The 14,700-nt window shown below is 59.0% G+C and carries 12 protein-coding genes; 8 read left to right on the top strand and 4 right to left on the bottom strand.

What is annotated here, in order from left to right; translation table 11 throughout:
• Nucleotides 1-11 precede the first annotated feature (11 nt).
• The 5 genes from BMY54_RS21185 (at nucleotide 12) to BMY54_RS21210 (ending at nucleotide 6,147) form a co-directional block, all read left to right on the top strand.
• On the top strand, nucleotides 12-932 hold the full coding sequence (locus BMY54_RS21185; protein WP_007908947.1) for an ABC transporter permease: 921 nt from the start codon (nucleotides 12-14) through the stop codon (nucleotides 930-932).
• Nucleotides 922-1,746, top strand: coding sequence for an ABC transporter permease (locus tag BMY54_RS21190; RefSeq protein WP_093436751.1), 825 nt, complete (start codon nucleotides 922-924; stop codon nucleotides 1,744-1,746). Before BMY54_RS21185 ends, BMY54_RS21190 begins: the two co-directional genes overlap by 11 nt.
• Before the next feature lie 165 nt (nucleotides 1,747-1,911).
• Nucleotides 1,912-3,336, top strand: coding sequence for a gamma-aminobutyraldehyde dehydrogenase (locus BMY54_RS21200; RefSeq protein ID WP_093436754.1), 1,425 nt, complete (start codon nucleotides 1,912-1,914; stop codon nucleotides 3,334-3,336).
• Between the two features lie 225 nt (nucleotides 3,337-3,561).
• A complete protein-coding gene (locus tag BMY54_RS21205; RefSeq protein WP_093436757.1) occupies nucleotides 3,562-5,046 on the top strand; it encodes an APC family permease in 1,485 nt (494 codons plus the stop codon).
• Between the two features lie 594 nt (nucleotides 5,047-5,640).
• The gene (locus tag BMY54_RS21210; protein ID WP_093436762.1) at nucleotides 5,641-6,147 is read left to right on the top strand and encodes a BRO-N domain-containing protein; all 507 of its coding nucleotides are present in this window, start codon (nucleotides 5,641-5,643) and stop codon (nucleotides 6,145-6,147) included.
• Between the two features lie 50 nt (nucleotides 6,148-6,197).
• Here BMY54_RS21210 and BMY54_RS21215 read toward each other — a convergent pair whose 3' ends face one another.
• A complete protein-coding gene (locus tag BMY54_RS21215; RefSeq protein ID WP_007908956.1) occupies nucleotides 6,198-6,383 on the bottom strand; it encodes a hypothetical protein in 186 nt (61 codons plus the stop codon).
• 392 nt (nucleotides 6,384-6,775) lie between these two features.
• Between BMY54_RS21215 and BMY54_RS21220 the strand changes: the two genes are divergently transcribed.
• On the top strand, nucleotides 6,776-8,404 hold the full coding sequence (locus tag BMY54_RS21220; RefSeq protein WP_093436766.1) for a glucan biosynthesis protein D: 1,629 nt from the start codon (nucleotides 6,776-6,778) through the stop codon (nucleotides 8,402-8,404).
• 207 nt (nucleotides 8,405-8,611) lie between these two features.
• On the opposite strand, the gene BMY54_RS21225 is transcribed toward BMY54_RS21220, so the two are convergent.
• From BMY54_RS21225 to BMY54_RS21235, 3 genes are all read right to left on the bottom strand, one after another.
• Nucleotides 8,612-9,718 carry an NADH:flavin oxidoreductase/NADH oxidase gene (locus BMY54_RS21225; protein WP_093436771.1) on the bottom strand — a complete coding sequence of 369 codons (1,107 nt, stop codon included), beginning with the start codon at nucleotides 9,716-9,718 and terminating at the stop codon, nucleotides 8,612-8,614.
• Between the two features lie 269 nt (nucleotides 9,719-9,987).
• A complete protein-coding gene (gene recJ / locus BMY54_RS21230; protein WP_093436775.1) occupies nucleotides 9,988-11,697 on the bottom strand; it encodes a single-stranded-DNA-specific exonuclease RecJ in 1,710 nt (569 codons plus the stop codon).
• 55 nt (nucleotides 11,698-11,752) lie between these two features.
• Complete coding sequence (locus tag BMY54_RS21235; protein WP_007908961.1) at nucleotides 11,753-12,295, bottom strand: YaeQ family protein; 543 nt, start codon at nucleotides 12,293-12,295, stop codon at nucleotides 11,753-11,755.
• Nucleotides 12,296-12,441: 146 nt separating this feature from the next.
• Between BMY54_RS21235 and BMY54_RS21240 the strand changes: the two genes are divergently transcribed.
• Both BMY54_RS21240 and BMY54_RS21245 read left to right on the top strand, forming a co-directional pair.
• Nucleotides 12,442-13,641: a CaiB/BaiF CoA transferase family protein gene (locus tag BMY54_RS21240; RefSeq protein ID WP_093436780.1), complete on the top strand. Its 1,200-nt coding sequence runs from the start codon at nucleotides 12,442-12,444 to the stop codon at nucleotides 13,639-13,641.
• Nucleotides 13,568-14,548: a TIGR02285 family protein gene (locus BMY54_RS21245; RefSeq protein WP_175559645.1), complete on the top strand. Its 981-nt coding sequence runs from the start codon at nucleotides 13,568-13,570 to the stop codon at nucleotides 14,546-14,548. The genes BMY54_RS21240 and BMY54_RS21245 overlap by 74 nt, the downstream gene beginning before the upstream one ends.
• The last annotated feature ends 152 nt before the right edge of the window (nucleotides 14,549-14,700 follow it).

The following is a 14,700-nucleotide window of genomic DNA, read 5'->3' on the forward strand; positions in this document are numbered from 1 at the left end:
GCACGCTCGCGATGACTGCCTCGCCGCCGTTGCGCAGATTTTCCAACCTGCTCTACCGCAAGCCGAACCTGTATCTGTCGATGCTGCTGGTGCCGCCGCTGCTGTGGTTTGGCGCGATTTATCTCGGCTCGTTGCTGGTGCTGCTGTGGCAGGGTTTCTACACCTTCGACGACTTCACCATGGCGGTCACTCCGGACCTGACCCTGGCCAATTTTGCCGCGCTGTTTCAGCCGTCGAACTTCGACATCATCCTGCGCACGCTGAGCATGGCCATCGTTGTGTCGATCGCCAGTGCCATCGTCGCGTTCCCGATTGCCTACTACATGGCGCGCTACACCACCGGCAAGACCAAGGCGTTTTTCTACATCGCGGTGATGATGCCGATGTGGGCCAGTTACATCGTCAAGGCGTATGCGTGGACGTTGCTGCTGGCCAAGGGAGGCGTGGCGCAGTGGTTTGTGCAACACCTTGGATTGGAGCCGGTGTTGCAGTTCATTCTGGGGATTCCCGGCGTCGGTGGCAGCACCTTGTCGACCTCGCATCTGGGGCGGTTCATGGTGTTTGTGTACATCTGGCTGCCGTTCATGATTCTGCCGATTCAGGCGTCGCTGGAACGTCTGCCGCCGTCGCTGTTGCAGGCTTCTGCCGACCTCGGCGCCAAGCCGCGCCAGACCTTTATGCAGGTGATTCTGCCGCTGTCGATTCCGGGCATTGCGGCCGGTTCGATCTTTACGTTTTCGCTGACCTTGGGCGATTTCATCGTGCCGCAACTGGTCGGGCCACCGGGCTACTTTGTCGGCAGCATGGTCTACGCGCAGCAGGGGGCGATTGGCAATATGCCTATGGCGGCGGCGTTTACGTTGGTGCCGATTGTGTTGATCGCGGTTTACCTGTCCATTGTCAAACGACTGGGGGCTTTCGATGCGCTCTGACTCTTCATCACAAGGGCAGGCCTCACTGGGCTTAAAAATCGCAGCCTGGGGCGGGTTGGTATTTTTGCACTTCCCGATCCTGATCATCTTCCTTTACGCCTTCAACACTGAAGAAGCCGCGTTCAGCTTTCCGCCGAAGGGCTTCACGCTGCACTGGTTCAGCGTGGCGTTTTCGCGGCCGGATGTTCTGGAGGCGATCAAGCTTTCATTGCAGATCGCAGCCATCGCCACGTTGATTGCCATGGTGCTCGGTACGCTCGCGTCAGCCGCGCTTTATCGCCGGGATTTCTTCGGCAAGCAGGGCATCTCGCTGATGCTGATCCTGCCGATCGCATTGCCGGGGATCATCACCGGGATCGCGCTGCTGGCAACCTTCAAGACGCTGGGGATCGAACCGGGGATGTTCACCATCATCGTCGGCCACGCGACCTTCTGCGTGGTGATCGTCTACAACAACGTCATCGCCCGCCTGCGCCGCACTTCGCACAGTTTGATCGAGGCCTCGATGGACCTCGGCGCCGATGGCTGGCAGACGTTTCGCTACATCATCCTGCCGAACCTTGGCTCGGCGTTGCTGGCCGGCGGCATGTTGGCGTTTGCGCTGTCGTTCGACGAAATCATCGTCACCACGTTTACCGCCGGGCATGAACGCACGTTGCCGTTGTGGTTGCTCAATCAACTTAGCCGACCACGGGATGTACCGGTGACCAATGTCGTCGCGATGCTGGTGATGATGGTGACGATGCTGCCGATTTTGGGCGCTTATTACCTGACCCGGGGTGGCGAAAGCGTTGCCGGTAGCGGCGGCAAATAAACATCTGAAAGACACCACTTTCCCCTGTGGGAGCGAGCTTGCTCGCGAAGAGGCCGTCACATCCGACATTGATGTCGACTGACACACCGCTTTCGCGAGCAAGCTCGCTCCCACAGGGTTATCGATTCGGCCAGAACAATAAAAGTATTAGTGAGGACAACAGACATGCAAACCAAACTCTTGATCAACGGCCAACTGGTCAACGGCGAAGGCCCGGCACAACCGGTGCTCAACCCCTCGCGCGGCGAAGTCCTGGTGGAGATCAACGAAGCCACTGAAGCTCAGGTCGACGCCGCCGTACGCGCTGCCGACAACGCGTTCGCCGACTGGTCGCAAACCGCGCCGAAAGACCGTTCGCTACTGCTGCTCAAACTCGCCGACGCCATCGAAGCCCACGGCGAAGAACTGGCCAAGCTCGAATCCGACAACTGCGGCAAACCCTACAGTGCCGCGCTCAACGACGAGATTCCGGCGATTGCCGACGTGTTCCGTTTCTTCGCCGGCGCCAGCCGTTGCATGAGCGGCTCGGCCGCTGGCGAATACCTGCCCGGCCACACCTCGATGATCCGCCGCGATCCGGTGGGCGTGATCGCCTCCATTGCGCCGTGGAACTACCCGCTGATGATGGTCGCCTGGAAAATCGCCCCGGCACTGGCGGCCGGTAATACCGTGGTGCTCAAACCGTCAGAGCAAACGCCTCTGACCGCGTTGCGTCTGGCTGAACTGGCGTCGGAAATATTCCCGGCCGGTGTACTCAATCTGGTGTTTGGTCGCGGTCCTACCGTTGGCAGCCCATTGGTTACGCACCCGAAAGTGCGCATGGTTTCGCTGACCGGTTCGATCGCCACAGGCGCCAACATCATTTCCAGCACCGCCGACAGCGTTAAACGCATGCACATGGAACTGGGCGGTAAAGCGCCGGTAATCATCTTCGATGACGCCGATATCGATGCGGCGGTGGAAGGCATTCGCACCTTCGGTTTCTACAACGCCGGGCAGGATTGCACGGCGGCCTGTCGGATCTACGCGCAGCAAGGCATTTACGACAAATTCGTCGAGAAGCTCGGCGCGGCGGTCAGCAGCATCAAGTATGGCTTGCAGGATGATCCGTCGACTGAACTGGGGCCGTTGATCACCGCGCAACATCGCGACCGCGTTGCCGGGTTTGTCGAGCGTGCTGTGGCGCAGCCGCACATTCGTTTGATCACTGGCGGTAAGGCTGTTGACGGTAACGGCTTCTTCTTCGAGCCGACGGTGTTGGCCGATGCGCAGCAGGACGACGAAATCGTCCGCCGCGAAGTATTTGGGCCGGTGGTTTCAGTGACCAAGTTCACTGATGAAGCGCAGGCGTTGGAATGGGCTAACGATTCGGACTACGGCCTCGCCTCCTCCGTGTGGACGGCAGATGTAGGACGCGCGCATCGCATGTCGGCGCGGTTGCAGTACGGCTGCACGTGGGTGAATACGCACTTCATGCTTGTCAGCGAAATGCCCCATGGCGGTCAGAAATTGTCTGGTTACGGGAAAGACATGTCGATGTATGGACTGGAGGACTACACCACGGTTCGGCATGTGATGTTCAAGCACTAAGCCTTTAAAAGCTTCGCGAGCAGGCTCGCGCCCACAGGAGTAAGTATTCCAAATGTGGGAGCGAGCCTGCTCGCGAAGGCGTCACCCCGGTATCAGGAAAGAAACCGGCACTACGCACCACCAGGATTCCACACCTAACAATAACTACCGAACCGGGCGGCGCCCACAAAGCCCCGCCACGGCCTCGGCCATCCGAAATCTGCCGATTTCACGGAGCAATCACACATGAGTGCCTCACCCGATCTCGCCGCAGCCGTTGCCGACAGCGATGCCGAACAACTGCGCAAACTGGGCTACACCTCGAACTTCAACCGCAGCATGAGTCTGTGGGAAAACTTCGCCTTGGGCTTCACTTATCTCTCACCGGTCGTAGGGGTTTATACCCTCTTCGGTCTGTGCCTCGCCGCCGGCGGGCCACCGATGTTCTGGGCCTATTTGCTGGTCGGTTGCGGCCAGTTGCTGGTGTGCCTGATCTTCGGCGAAGTGGTTTCGCAGTTCCCGATTTCCGGCGGTGTTTACCCTTGGGCACGCCGATTGGTCGGCAAGAAATGGGCATGGATGGTCGGCTGGATCTACTCCATCGCCCTCTGCGTCACCATTGCTGCAGTTGCGGTCGGCGCTGGCCCGTATCTGGCCGCCATGCTCGGTTTTGAGCCAAGCAACAACACCAACATCGTCATCGCCCTAGTGCTGACCCTGTTCGCCACACTGGTCAACCTCAGCGGCACCAAAGTGCTGGCGCGTATCGCTATGTTCGGCTTCCTCTGCGAACTGGTTGGCGCAGTGATCGTCGGTGTTTACCTGTTGGTGTTCGAGCGTCACCAACCGCTGAGCGTGCTGTTCAACACCTTCGACATCAGCGTTGACGGCTCATACCTGCCGGCCTTCCTCACCGCATCGCTGGCGGGGATGTTCCTCTACTACGGCTTCGAGGCCTGCGGCGACGTCGCTGAAGAAACCCCGAACCCGAGCGCAAAAATCCCGGTGGCCATGCGCATGACCATCTACATCGGCGGCATCGCGGCAATGTTCGCCTGCCTGGCGCTGATTCTCGCCGTGCCGGACATGCAAGCGGTGATCAACGGCACCGACAAAGACCCGGTCACCACCATCCTCAACAACGCCTTCGGCCCGGTCGGTTCGAAAGTGGTGATGGGCGTGGTAATGATTTCCTTCATCTCCTGCGTCATCAGCCTACAAGCAGCGGCAAGCCGTCTCCTGTACTCCTACGCTCGCGATGAAATGGTCATCGGCAGCCGACTGCTGAAAAAGATTTCTCCTACCACCCAAGTACCGGTTGCCGCACTGTTTGTGTCCGGCGTCCTGCCGGCCCTGATCATCGCCCTCGGCTTCTTCCTGCAAGACGCCGTGGCCACCATCGTCAGCTTCGCCGCCATCGGCATCTACCTCGCGTTCCAGATGATCGTCCTGGCCGCACTGTACGCCCGCAGTAAAGGCTGGAAGCCGAGCGGCAAATTCACCCTCGGCGCATGGGGCTGGCCGGTGAACATCGGCGCGCTGGTGTATGGCGTTGGCGCGATCATCAACATGGCCTGGCCACGTACGCCGGATGCGGCGTGGTACGTGAACTATGCGATGGTGTTGAGTACTGCGATCGTGATTGGCTTGGGCTTGGTTTACATGTGGATTGGCAAGCCGTATGACCATGGCAAGGCGCCGGCTGGGGATGCGTGGAAGGTGAGTCGCTAAGAAGAATCACCCCGGAATCGAGATTTGATTCCGGGGTCTCCTCGAAGCACTGTCATCAATTCATCAGTACGCCATTTGATATCGGCTTTACCTCTAACAGCTTCGAAGCGATCCAGATCGATCACCTTTCTCTTTTTACCCCTCGCTTCATCTTTGCTCACAGAATTGCTTCTCCCTTTTCCCGATTGCTAACTCATAAAGGAAAATCTTCGGTGCAGGGATGGTTTAGCAGCGGAATCTAAAAAAACAGGCATTTCCTACAGACACAGCCTGCCTGAAAAAGCCCCATTTCCTACGATGTGTGGCGAAAGGGTAGACTTGTCGCCGCAAGCGCCTGACCGATAGGCTTTATCCCGTCGCTGTTAATTCAGCGATCCGGGGTCGAAGCCGGGACATCATCAACATGACGCTCAGCGCCCACCATAGAAACCCAGGCATTTCTGTCTGTCAGTTTCGCTTTATGGCGGGCTGTGTGGCGCGGGCCTCTCGGCTTACATGTTGATCGAGAATGTTCCGACTTCGAACGCCGCACGGTTCGCCACCCAGATCTTTCGAAGGATTCGTGGCGACTCTCATTTCAACATGGAGTCAGAAATGCATTCGTCAAATTCAGATGAAACACACTCGCACTTCACCCCCACCATCTTCACCCGCCACAACCGTTTCCTCCACGCCTTCATGCAAGATCACGAAGCCTGGTTCTGTGTTCAGGATCTCGGTCGCTTGATGGGCTATCCGCTAAACGAACGCCTCACCCTGAAACTCGATCCCGACCAGCGTCGCAATGTCCTCCTGCGCAAGGACGGCGAAATCATCGATTGCGCGATGGTCAGCGAATCCGGACTGTTCGCCCTGCTCATCCATCACTTCGTCCCGGAAAACCGGCATCTGCGCCAATGGTTGAGCCATGAAGTCATCCCGATGCTGCGCGAAACCCAATCAAGCCCTGTGGAAAACCACCCGAGCTTGAGTTCAGTGCATTGGGCAGGCGTTACCGTGCCGCTGCTGCACTGGCAAAAGCAGGCGTGGGTCAAATGGCGGGATGTGCCGGAGTTGATGCGCGGCCAGCGGCCGTATCCAGTACTGGGAACGTGTAGCTGATCCAAATAAAAAAGGGGCGGACCTTTCAGTCCGCCCCTTTTTATTTCCACTCAAAACCGCGAAACACTCCGCATCGCATCCACCAGATACCGCATCGCAATCCGGTCATTCTCCGAAAGCTCCCGATAACGCTCCACCAGCTTCACTTCGTCAGAGCTGAGCCGGCGCCTTTTGCGGCCGCTGCCCAGGCAAGGAAAGATGCCCAACATGTCGGTGATCCCTTGTATTTTTGCCATGGACGATGTCCTTCAATACTTCAAAGAATTGCTAAACCACCACATCGCCCTGCCCCTTACAGCAGCGCCGTGTGCCCTACCGGTCAGCACCGGTCATGCCCATAGAATAGAAATTAAATCGGCGCTGAAAAGCGGTTTTTAGAGTAATTAGTCGAAAAAAGCAGATATGCCGTGTAAATCAGAATGCCCTGTCAGATGTTTAACCGACATGTCTTGTTTCATTGACACACTGGCGCGGTGAATCAACGAATTTTGCATTGCGAGCGAACCGTTTAAGCTAGCGGGCATCTGTTAATAGTCCGTTGCGTTTGGCCGAAGGCTTGTCCGAACCGTTATTTCTGATCCAGCACGTGCCAGGAACGGCGCGGGATTGCACACGACAGGTTGTATATATGCACCGCAGGAATTTGCTCAAAGCGTCCATGGCCATTGCGGCTTACACCGGTCTTTCGGCCACTGGCCTGCTGGCCAGCCGTGCATGGGCGGCCAATGGCGGCGCCGCCGATGGCGAGGCTCAGGCCTTCGACTTCGAAGCGCTTAAGCGCCAGGCCAAGCAACTGGCCGGCAGCGCCTATCAGGACACCAAACAGGTGCTGCCGCCAACCCTGGCGACCATGACCCCGCAGAACTTCAATGCGATCCGCTACGACGGCGAGCATTCGCTGTGGAAGGAAAACAAGGGTCAGCTGGACGTGCAGTTCTTCCACGTCGGCATGGGGTTCCGTCAGCCGGTGCGCATGTACAGCGTCGACGCCAAGACGCGCACTGCCCGCGAGGTGCATTTCCGCCCGGCGCTGTTCAACTATGAAAACACTTCGGTCGACACCCAGCAGCTCAAGGGTGACCTCGGTTTTGCCGGCTTCAAGCTGTTCAAAGCGCCGGAGCTGGATCGTCACGATGTGTTGTCGTTCCTCGGCGCCAGCTATTTCCGTGCGGTAGACGCTACTGGCCAATATGGCCTCTCGGCGCGCGGCCTGGCGATCGACACTTACGCCAAGAAACGCGAAGAATTCCCTGACTTCACCAAGTTCTGGTTCGAGACACCGGACCAGAACGCCACACGTTTTGTGGTCTACGCACTGCTCGACTCGCCGAGCGCCACTGGCGCTTATCGTTTCGACATCGATTGCCAGGCCGAACGCGTGGTGATGGAAGTCGATGCGCACATCAATGCGCGTACGGCGATCGAGCAATTGGGCATCTCGCCGATGACCAGTATGTTCAGTTGTGGCACCCACGAGCGCCGCATGTGCGACACCATCCACCCGCAGATCCACGACTCGGATCGTCTGGCGATGTGGCGCGGCAACGGCGAGTGGATCTGCCGCCCGCTGAACAACCCGGCGACCCTGCAATTCAATGCGTTTGCCGACACCGATCCGAAAGGCTTCGGTCTGGTGCAGACCGACCATGAATTCGCCAACTATCAGGACACCGTGGACTGGTACAGCAAGCGCCCGAGCCTGTGGGTAGAACCGACCACGGCGTGGGGCGAAGGCTCTATCGATCTGCTGGAAATCCCTACCACCGGCGAGACTCTCGATAACATCGTCGCGTTCTGGACCCCGAAAAAACCGGTGGCTGCCGGGGATTCGCTGAACTACGGCTACAAGCTTTACTGGAGCGCATTGCCGCCCGTGGGCACGCCGTTGGCACGGGTGCACGCGACCCGTTCCGGCATGGGCGGATTCACCGAAGGCTGGGCACCGGGAGAGCATTACCCGCCGGTGTGGGCGCGTCGTTTTGCCGTGGACTTCACTGGCGGTGGTCTGGATCGACTGCCGCAAGGCACCGGAATCGAACCGGTGGTGACGTGCTCGAACGGCAAGGTGCAGGATTTCAGCGTACTGGTGCTGGATGACATCAAGGGCTATCGGATTCTGTTTGACTGGTACCCGACCAGTGACAGCGTGGAGCCGGTGGAGCTGCGGTTGTTTATTCGCACCAACGATCGCACGTTGAGCGAGACCTGGTTGTACCAGTATTTCCCGCCGGCGCCGGACAAGCGTAAGTACCCTTGAGGGTTCTCCGGCGTCTGATTGGGCCTCATCGCGAGCAGGCTCACTCCTACAGGGTTATGTGTCGTTAACAAGATGTGTGTGCGACGCAGATCAACTGTAGGAGTGAGCCTGCTCGCGATAGCATCCGCCCAGTCAGCACAAAAACACCCAACAGAAACAAAGCCCCGGCCATCACTGACCGGGGCTTTTTGCTTTTTCACAACTCACTCAATCGCGCAAATCAGACTCATGAATCGGCTGATCACGATGCGTTGCCCGTTGATATTGCGCCGGCCACACCGCTTTGCGCCCCCCCAGATCATCGTCGGCATGCAGTGGCCAGTAAGGATCACGCAGCAGCTCCCGAGCGAGGAAAATGATGTCAGCCTGACAGGTGCGCAGAATATGCTCGGCCTGCGCCGGCTCGGTAATCATTCCCACGGTGCCGGTGGCGATGCCTGACTCTTTGCGCACACGCTCTGCGAAGCGCGTCTGATAGCCCGGCCCGACCGGAATTTCCGCGTTGGCCGCCGTCCCGCCCGACGACACATCGATAAGATCCGCGCCGAGGGTGTGCAGACGTCGCGCCAGTTCCACGGTTTCATCCGGGTTCCAGCCGTCTTCCACCCAGTCAGTGGCCGACACGCGAACAAACACCGGTAACTCCTCCGGCCAGACCGCCCTCACCGCTTCGGTCACTTGCAGCACCAGACGAATGCGGTTCTCGAACGATCCCCCGTACTGATCGCGACGCTGATTACTCAGCGGCGAAAGAAACTGGTGCAGCAGATAACCATGCGCCGCGTGTACCTCGACCACGCTGAAACCCGCCTTCAGCGCGCGTTTGGCGGCGTCGACAAACGCCTGAATGACGTCGGCGATCTGCCCTTCATCCAGCTGTTTCGGTTGCGTGTGCTGCGGATCGAAAGCAATCGGTGACGGGCCGACCGGTGTCCAGCCGCCATCATCGGGTTTGACACTGCCATGCTTGCCGATCCACGGCCGATGGGTGCTGGCCTTGCGCCCGGCGTGGGCCAGTTGAATCCCGGCGACCGCACCTTGGGCGGTGATGAAGCGGGTGATGCGTTGTAGCGGCTCGATCTGTTCGTCGTTCCACAGGCCAAGGTCTTCGGCGGTGATCCGCCCGTCGGCCGTGACCGCCGTGGCTTCGGTAAATACCAGACCCGCGCCACCTACCGCGCGACTGCCGAGGTGTACCAGATGCCAGTCGTTAGCGAGGCCGTCGACACTGGAGTATTGGCACATCGGTGACACCGCGATGCGGTTGGGCAGGGTCAGTTGGCGCAGAGTGAAGGGTTCAAGCAGCAGACTCATGGGGCACCTCTCAAATCAGTGGGCAGGCTCCAGGGTTCTGTTTGAATAGTCGACGAGTGACAGGAAAAAGATGCAGCACCCGCCCCCGCGGGCAAAAAATTCGACAAGACGTCACAAGGCCAATCAAGCAGTGCTTAGAGCCTAGTCGACAACCGGGGATGAGGGAGGGTTCAGAGTGATTCAGTGTGTGAAAGGACGCTTTCGCGAGCAGGCTCGCTCCCACAAAGGACAACACCGTACCTGTGGGAGCGAGCCTGCTCGCGAAGGGCTTAGCGCGGTTCGATGTGGGCAATCATCAACTGAACAGTCTCATTACCCCGAAACTCATTAACGTCGAGCTTATAAGCCAGTTCAACCCACTGAATCGTCGGGTTCGGCCAGATATCGCGGTCAACGCCGAAGGCAATACCATCCAGCTTCACCGAGCCACATTCGCTCTTCAGCACCACTTTCAGGTGCCGTTCGCCGACCACTCGCTGTTCGACCAACTGAAACACGCCATGAAACAGCGGCTCCGGGAAGTGCTGCCCCCAAGGCCCGGCATGGCGCAAGGCGCGGGCCAGTTCGAGGTGGAATTCTTCAACCGCCAGCGTGCCATCGGTCAGCATGCGCCCGGTCAGATCTTCTTCGCGAAGTTGCCTACGCACCTCAGCGTCAAAGGCCTCGGCGAAAAGCGGAAAATTCTCCTGCGGCAAGGTAAGACCAGCGGCCATTGCGTGGCCACCATACTTGGCGATCAGGTTCGGATGCTGCGCCGCCACCACGCTCAACGCGTCACGAATGTGGAAGCCTTGCACCGAACGCCCGGAGCCCTTGAGCAAGCCATCACCGGCATCGGCGAAGGCAATGGTCGGACGGAAATAGCGCTCTTTCATCCGCGACGCGAGAATCCCGATTACACCCTGGTGCCACTCCGGGTCGAACAGGCACAGACCAAACGGCATCGATTCGACCGGCAAGTCCTTGAGCTGCGCCAGCGCCTCGCGCTGCATGCCTTGTTCGATAGATTTGCGATCCTGGTTCATGCCGTCCAGTTGCGCGGCCATTTCCCGGGCCAGGTTGGCGTCGGCAGTGAGCAGGCATTCGATGCCCAGGCTCATGTCATCCAGACGTCCGGCAGCATTCAGGCGCGGGCCGACAATAAAGCCAAGATCGGTGGAGGTAATGCGCGCAGCGTCTCGCTTGGCCACTTCAAGGATCGCTTTGATCCCCGGCCGTGCGCGCCCGGCGCGAATCCGCTCGAGACCTTGATGCACCAGAATCCGGTTGTTGGCGTCCAGCGGCACCACATCGGCAACGCTGCCCAGCGCCACCAGGTCGAGCAGTTCACCGATGTTCGGCTGCGGCTTGTTCTCGTACCAGCCGAGACTGCGCAAACGTGCACGCAACGCCATCAACACATAGAAAATCACCCCGACGCCGGCCAGTGCCTTGCTCGGGAATTCGCAGCCGGGCTGGTTCGGGTTGACCAGCGCATCGGCCAGCGGCAGTTCATCGCCAGGCAAGTGGTGGTCGGTGATCAGTACATTGAGGCCGGCCTTTTTGGCAGCGGCCACGCCTTCGACGCTGGAGATGCCGTTGTCGACGGTGATCAGCAATTGCGGTTCGCGGGTCAGTGCGACCTCGACGATTTCCGGGGTCAGGCCGTAGCCATATTCGAAGCGGTTCGGCACCAGATAATCGACGTGCGCCGCACCGAGCAAGCGCAAACCAAGCATGCCGACGGTACTGGCGGTCGCCCCGTCCGCGTCGAAGTCGCCGACGATGAGGATGCGCTGGCGTTGCTCCAGCGCCGTCACCAGCAGGTCTACCGCCGCATCGATGCCCTTGAGTTGCTGAAACGGGATCAACCGCGCCAGGCTCTTGTCCAGCTCCGCCTCGGACTGCACGCCCCGCGCCGCGTACAAGCGGGTCAGCAAGGGTGGCAGATCACCGAGAAACGGCAGAGTGGCAGGCAGTTGACGAGGTTCGATACGCATGGGGTGACAGAGACTTCTCTTGATTACGTGGGATTATTGCGGTGGTGATGCGGGATCAGCCGCGCTCACCTTGCAGCCATTGCAACTGGACTTCGTGCTGACCCCGGTCGTCGGTGACGAAGATCGTGCCTTCGCTGATCATCACGTCCCACTTGATAACGCGGGGCATGTCCTTGGCCAGGGTTTCCAGTACTTCTTGCGGGACCGCTGCGATGTTGACGTTCTTCAGGTTTTTGATCGCCGGGATCACCTTGGTTTCCCAGACACGCAGGCTGCCGTAGGCCAGCAGGCTGGTGCGCTCGGTGCGACGCGAGCACCAGGTCAGGCGATCAGCGTCAGGCTGGCCAACTTCGATCCAGTGCAGAACACGGTCGTCCAGGCTCTTTTCCCACAGTGCAGGTTCATCCACGTCTGACAGACCGCGACCAAACGACAACTGCTCGTTGTACCAGAGGGCGTAGGCCAGCAGTCGCACGGTCATGCGCTCTTCGGTTTCCGAAGGGTGACGGGCGATGGTCTGCTTGACGCTCTCGTAGACACTGCGGTCGAGGTCGGTGAGGTTCAGTTCAAATTTGTAGGTAGTGGACGGCTGGGCCATGAACGGGCTTCTTGATACGAGGAAAGTCGGCAAGTCTAACCGATGCAGTAGGCAATCATCGAATTGATGGCGATCAAGCTGCGGCGTCTGACAGCCGGCTATGTTAAAACGCTGTATCCGCTCAGCCTTGTCCTACAGGATTTCGCATGCCGTTCACTAGCAAACCGCTCTCGGGTCTGAAAGTCATTGAATTGGGTACATTGATTGCCGGGCCGTTTGCCTCGCGTATTTGCGGCGAGTTCGGCGCCGAAGTGATCAAGATCGAGTCACCGGACGGCGGTGATCCGCTGCGCAAATGGCGAAAACTGTACGAAGGCACGTCGTTGTGGTGGTTCGTTCAGGCACGCAACAAGAAGTCGCTGACGCTGAACCTCAAACACCCTGACGGCTTGGCGATTCTGAAAAAACTGCTCAGTGAAGCCGACATCCTCATCGAGAACTTCCGCCCCGGCGTGCTGGAAAAACTGGGCTTGGGTTGGGAAACCCTGCACGCGTTGAACCCGAAACTGGTGATGGTGCGCCTGTCCGGTTTTGGCCAGACCGGGCCGATGAAGGATCAGCCCGGCTTCGGTGCGGTGGGTGAGTCCATGGGCGGCTTGCGCTACATCACCGGTTTCGAGGACCGCCCACCGGTGCGCACCGGAATTTCCATCGGCGATTCGATTGCCGCGCTATGGGGCGTGATCGGCGCGCTAATGGCGCTGCGTCATCGTGAGGTCAATGGTGGCACCGGACAAGTTGTCGATGTCGCGTTGTATGAAGCGATTTTCGCGATGATGGAAAGCATGGTGCCGGAGTTCGACGTGTTCGGTTTTATCCGCGAGCGCACCGGCAACATCATGCCCGGCATCACGCCCTCCTCTATCCACACCAGTGCCGATGGCAAACACGTGCAGATCGGCGCCAATGGTGACGCGATCTTCAAACGCTTCATGCTGATCATCGGCCGTGAAGACCTGGCCAATGACCCTACGCTGGCCAGCAACGACGGGCGTGACAATCGTCGCGACGAGTTGTACGGCGTGATCGATCGCTGGGTCAATTCGTTGCCGCTGCAATCCGTGCTCGACCTGCTCAATCAGGCCGAAGTACCGGCCAGCCGGATCTTCAGCGCCGAGGACATGTTCAGCGATCCGCAGTACCTGGCCCGAGAGATGTTCCTGCAGGCCAAGCTGCCCGGCGGCAAAGATTTCAAGATGCCGGGCATCGTGCCGAAACTCTCAGAGACACCCGGCAGTTCGGAATGGGTCGGACCGCAATTGGGTGAACACAATGCGCAGGTACTTCACGATCTTGGCTACGACGAGCGCCAGATCGCCAAGTTGCGCGAAGACGGAGCCATTTAAGCTGAAACGCCGGCAGACATCGCACACCAACCGCGCCCATCACTGGTGGACGTGGCGGTTGTTCGGCTTGTTGTTTTTACTCATGTTGTCGAACGGCGCGCAGGCGAAACCGACGCTGACCTGGTTACTGCGCGACCTGCCGCCCCTGACCATTTTTGAAGGCCCGAAAAAAGGCCAGGGTGTCATTGATCACCTCATGCCGATGCTGATTGCCGGCATGCCGCAATACGAACACAAGTTGATGCGAGTCAATCGAGCCCGAGGCATCCAGATGCTTCACGAAGCCTCCTTCACCTGCGACCCGTCGCTGATCTGGAGCAAGGAGCGCGCGCAATGGATCGCGTATTCCATCCCGGCCTTCCGCGCCGTCAGTAATGGGCTGGTGGTGCGTCAGAAAGATCGCGAAGTGTTGGCACCGTTTCTCGTGGAAGGTGAAATCGATCTGGCATCGCTTCTAGCCAATGGCCAAGTGAAAATCGGTGTCGTGGCGGAACGCAGTTACGGTGCAATAGTCGATGACTTGCTGCGCCAGGCCCCCACGGACGCCCTGACGCCTCATTACGGCAACGAGGCCCTGAACAATCTGCTGCTGATGCAGCGCCTGGGACGATTACAGGTGGTGCTGGGCTATTGGCCAGAAATTCGTTATCAGGCTCATCTGGCGCAAATCGCCGAAGACGAGTTGCTGTTTTATCCGATCCGCGGCACCGGTAAATACCTGTCGGGCTACATCGGCTGCTCCGACACACACCAGGGCCGTCAGGCAATCAGCGAAATAAACCAACTGCTGCGCACCCTTCCCCACGATCAACTGAACCAGTTGTACGCCGACTGGCTGGACCCCGCGATGCGAAGTGACTACCTCGAACAGGCCCGATCGTTCTTCGAGCAACAAGCGGCGCCATGAGCAAATCGCAGACAAAAGAAACCCCGAGAAGTGGGGAGACGACTCGGGGTTAAACGTGGCCTACATAAAGACCCGTAGCAGCAAGCGACAAGCACCGGAGCACAATGCTTGATCCTGCTGTTACCGGGTCTGACTGACAGGGATGCAGGAAG

The sequence above is a fragment of the Pseudomonas sp. ok266 genome, assembly GCF_900110195.1.
GTDB lineage: Bacteria > Pseudomonadota > Gammaproteobacteria > Pseudomonadales > Pseudomonadaceae > Aquipseudomonas > Aquipseudomonas neuropathica.

Excerpts from the sequence above, each read along its gene's own strand:
- BMY54_RS21185 (WP_007908947.1), top strand. The coding sequence starts at position 12 with ATGACTGCCTCGCCGCCGTTGCGCAGATTTTCCAACCTGCTCTACCGC.
- BMY54_RS21210 (WP_093436762.1), top strand. The coding sequence starts at position 5,641 with ATGCATTCGTCAAATTCAGATGAAACACACTCGCACTTCACCCCCACC.
- BMY54_RS21190 (WP_093436751.1), top strand. The coding sequence starts at position 922 with ATGCGCTCTGACTCTTCATCACAAGGGCAGGCCTCACTGGGCTTAAAA.
- BMY54_RS21220 (WP_093436766.1), top strand. The coding sequence starts at position 6,776 with ATGCACCGCAGGAATTTGCTCAAAGCGTCCATGGCCATTGCGGCTTAC.
- BMY54_RS21215 (WP_007908956.1), bottom strand. The coding sequence starts at position 6,383 with ATGGCAAAAATACAAGGGATCACCGACATGTTGGGCATCTTTCCTTGC.
- BMY54_RS21240 (WP_093436780.1), top strand. The coding sequence starts at position 12,442 with ATGCCGTTCACTAGCAAACCGCTCTCGGGTCTGAAAGTCATTGAATTG.
- BMY54_RS21200 (WP_093436754.1), top strand. The coding sequence starts at position 1,912 with ATGCAAACCAAACTCTTGATCAACGGCCAACTGGTCAACGGCGAAGGC.
- BMY54_RS21205 (WP_093436757.1), top strand. The coding sequence starts at position 3,562 with ATGAGTGCCTCACCCGATCTCGCCGCAGCCGTTGCCGACAGCGATGCC.
- BMY54_RS21235 (WP_007908961.1), bottom strand. The coding sequence starts at position 12,295 with ATGGCCCAGCCGTCCACTACCTACAAATTTGAACTGAACCTCACCGAC.
- BMY54_RS21245 (WP_175559645.1), top strand. The coding sequence starts at position 13,568 with ATGCGCAGGTACTTCACGATCTTGGCTACGACGAGCGCCAGATCGCCA.
- BMY54_RS21225 (WP_093436771.1), bottom strand. The coding sequence starts at position 9,718 with ATGAGTCTGCTGCTTGAACCCTTCACTCTGCGCCAACTGACCCTGCCC.
- recJ (WP_093436775.1), bottom strand. The coding sequence starts at position 11,697 with ATGCGTATCGAACCTCGTCAACTGCCTGCCACTCTGCCGTTTCTCGGT.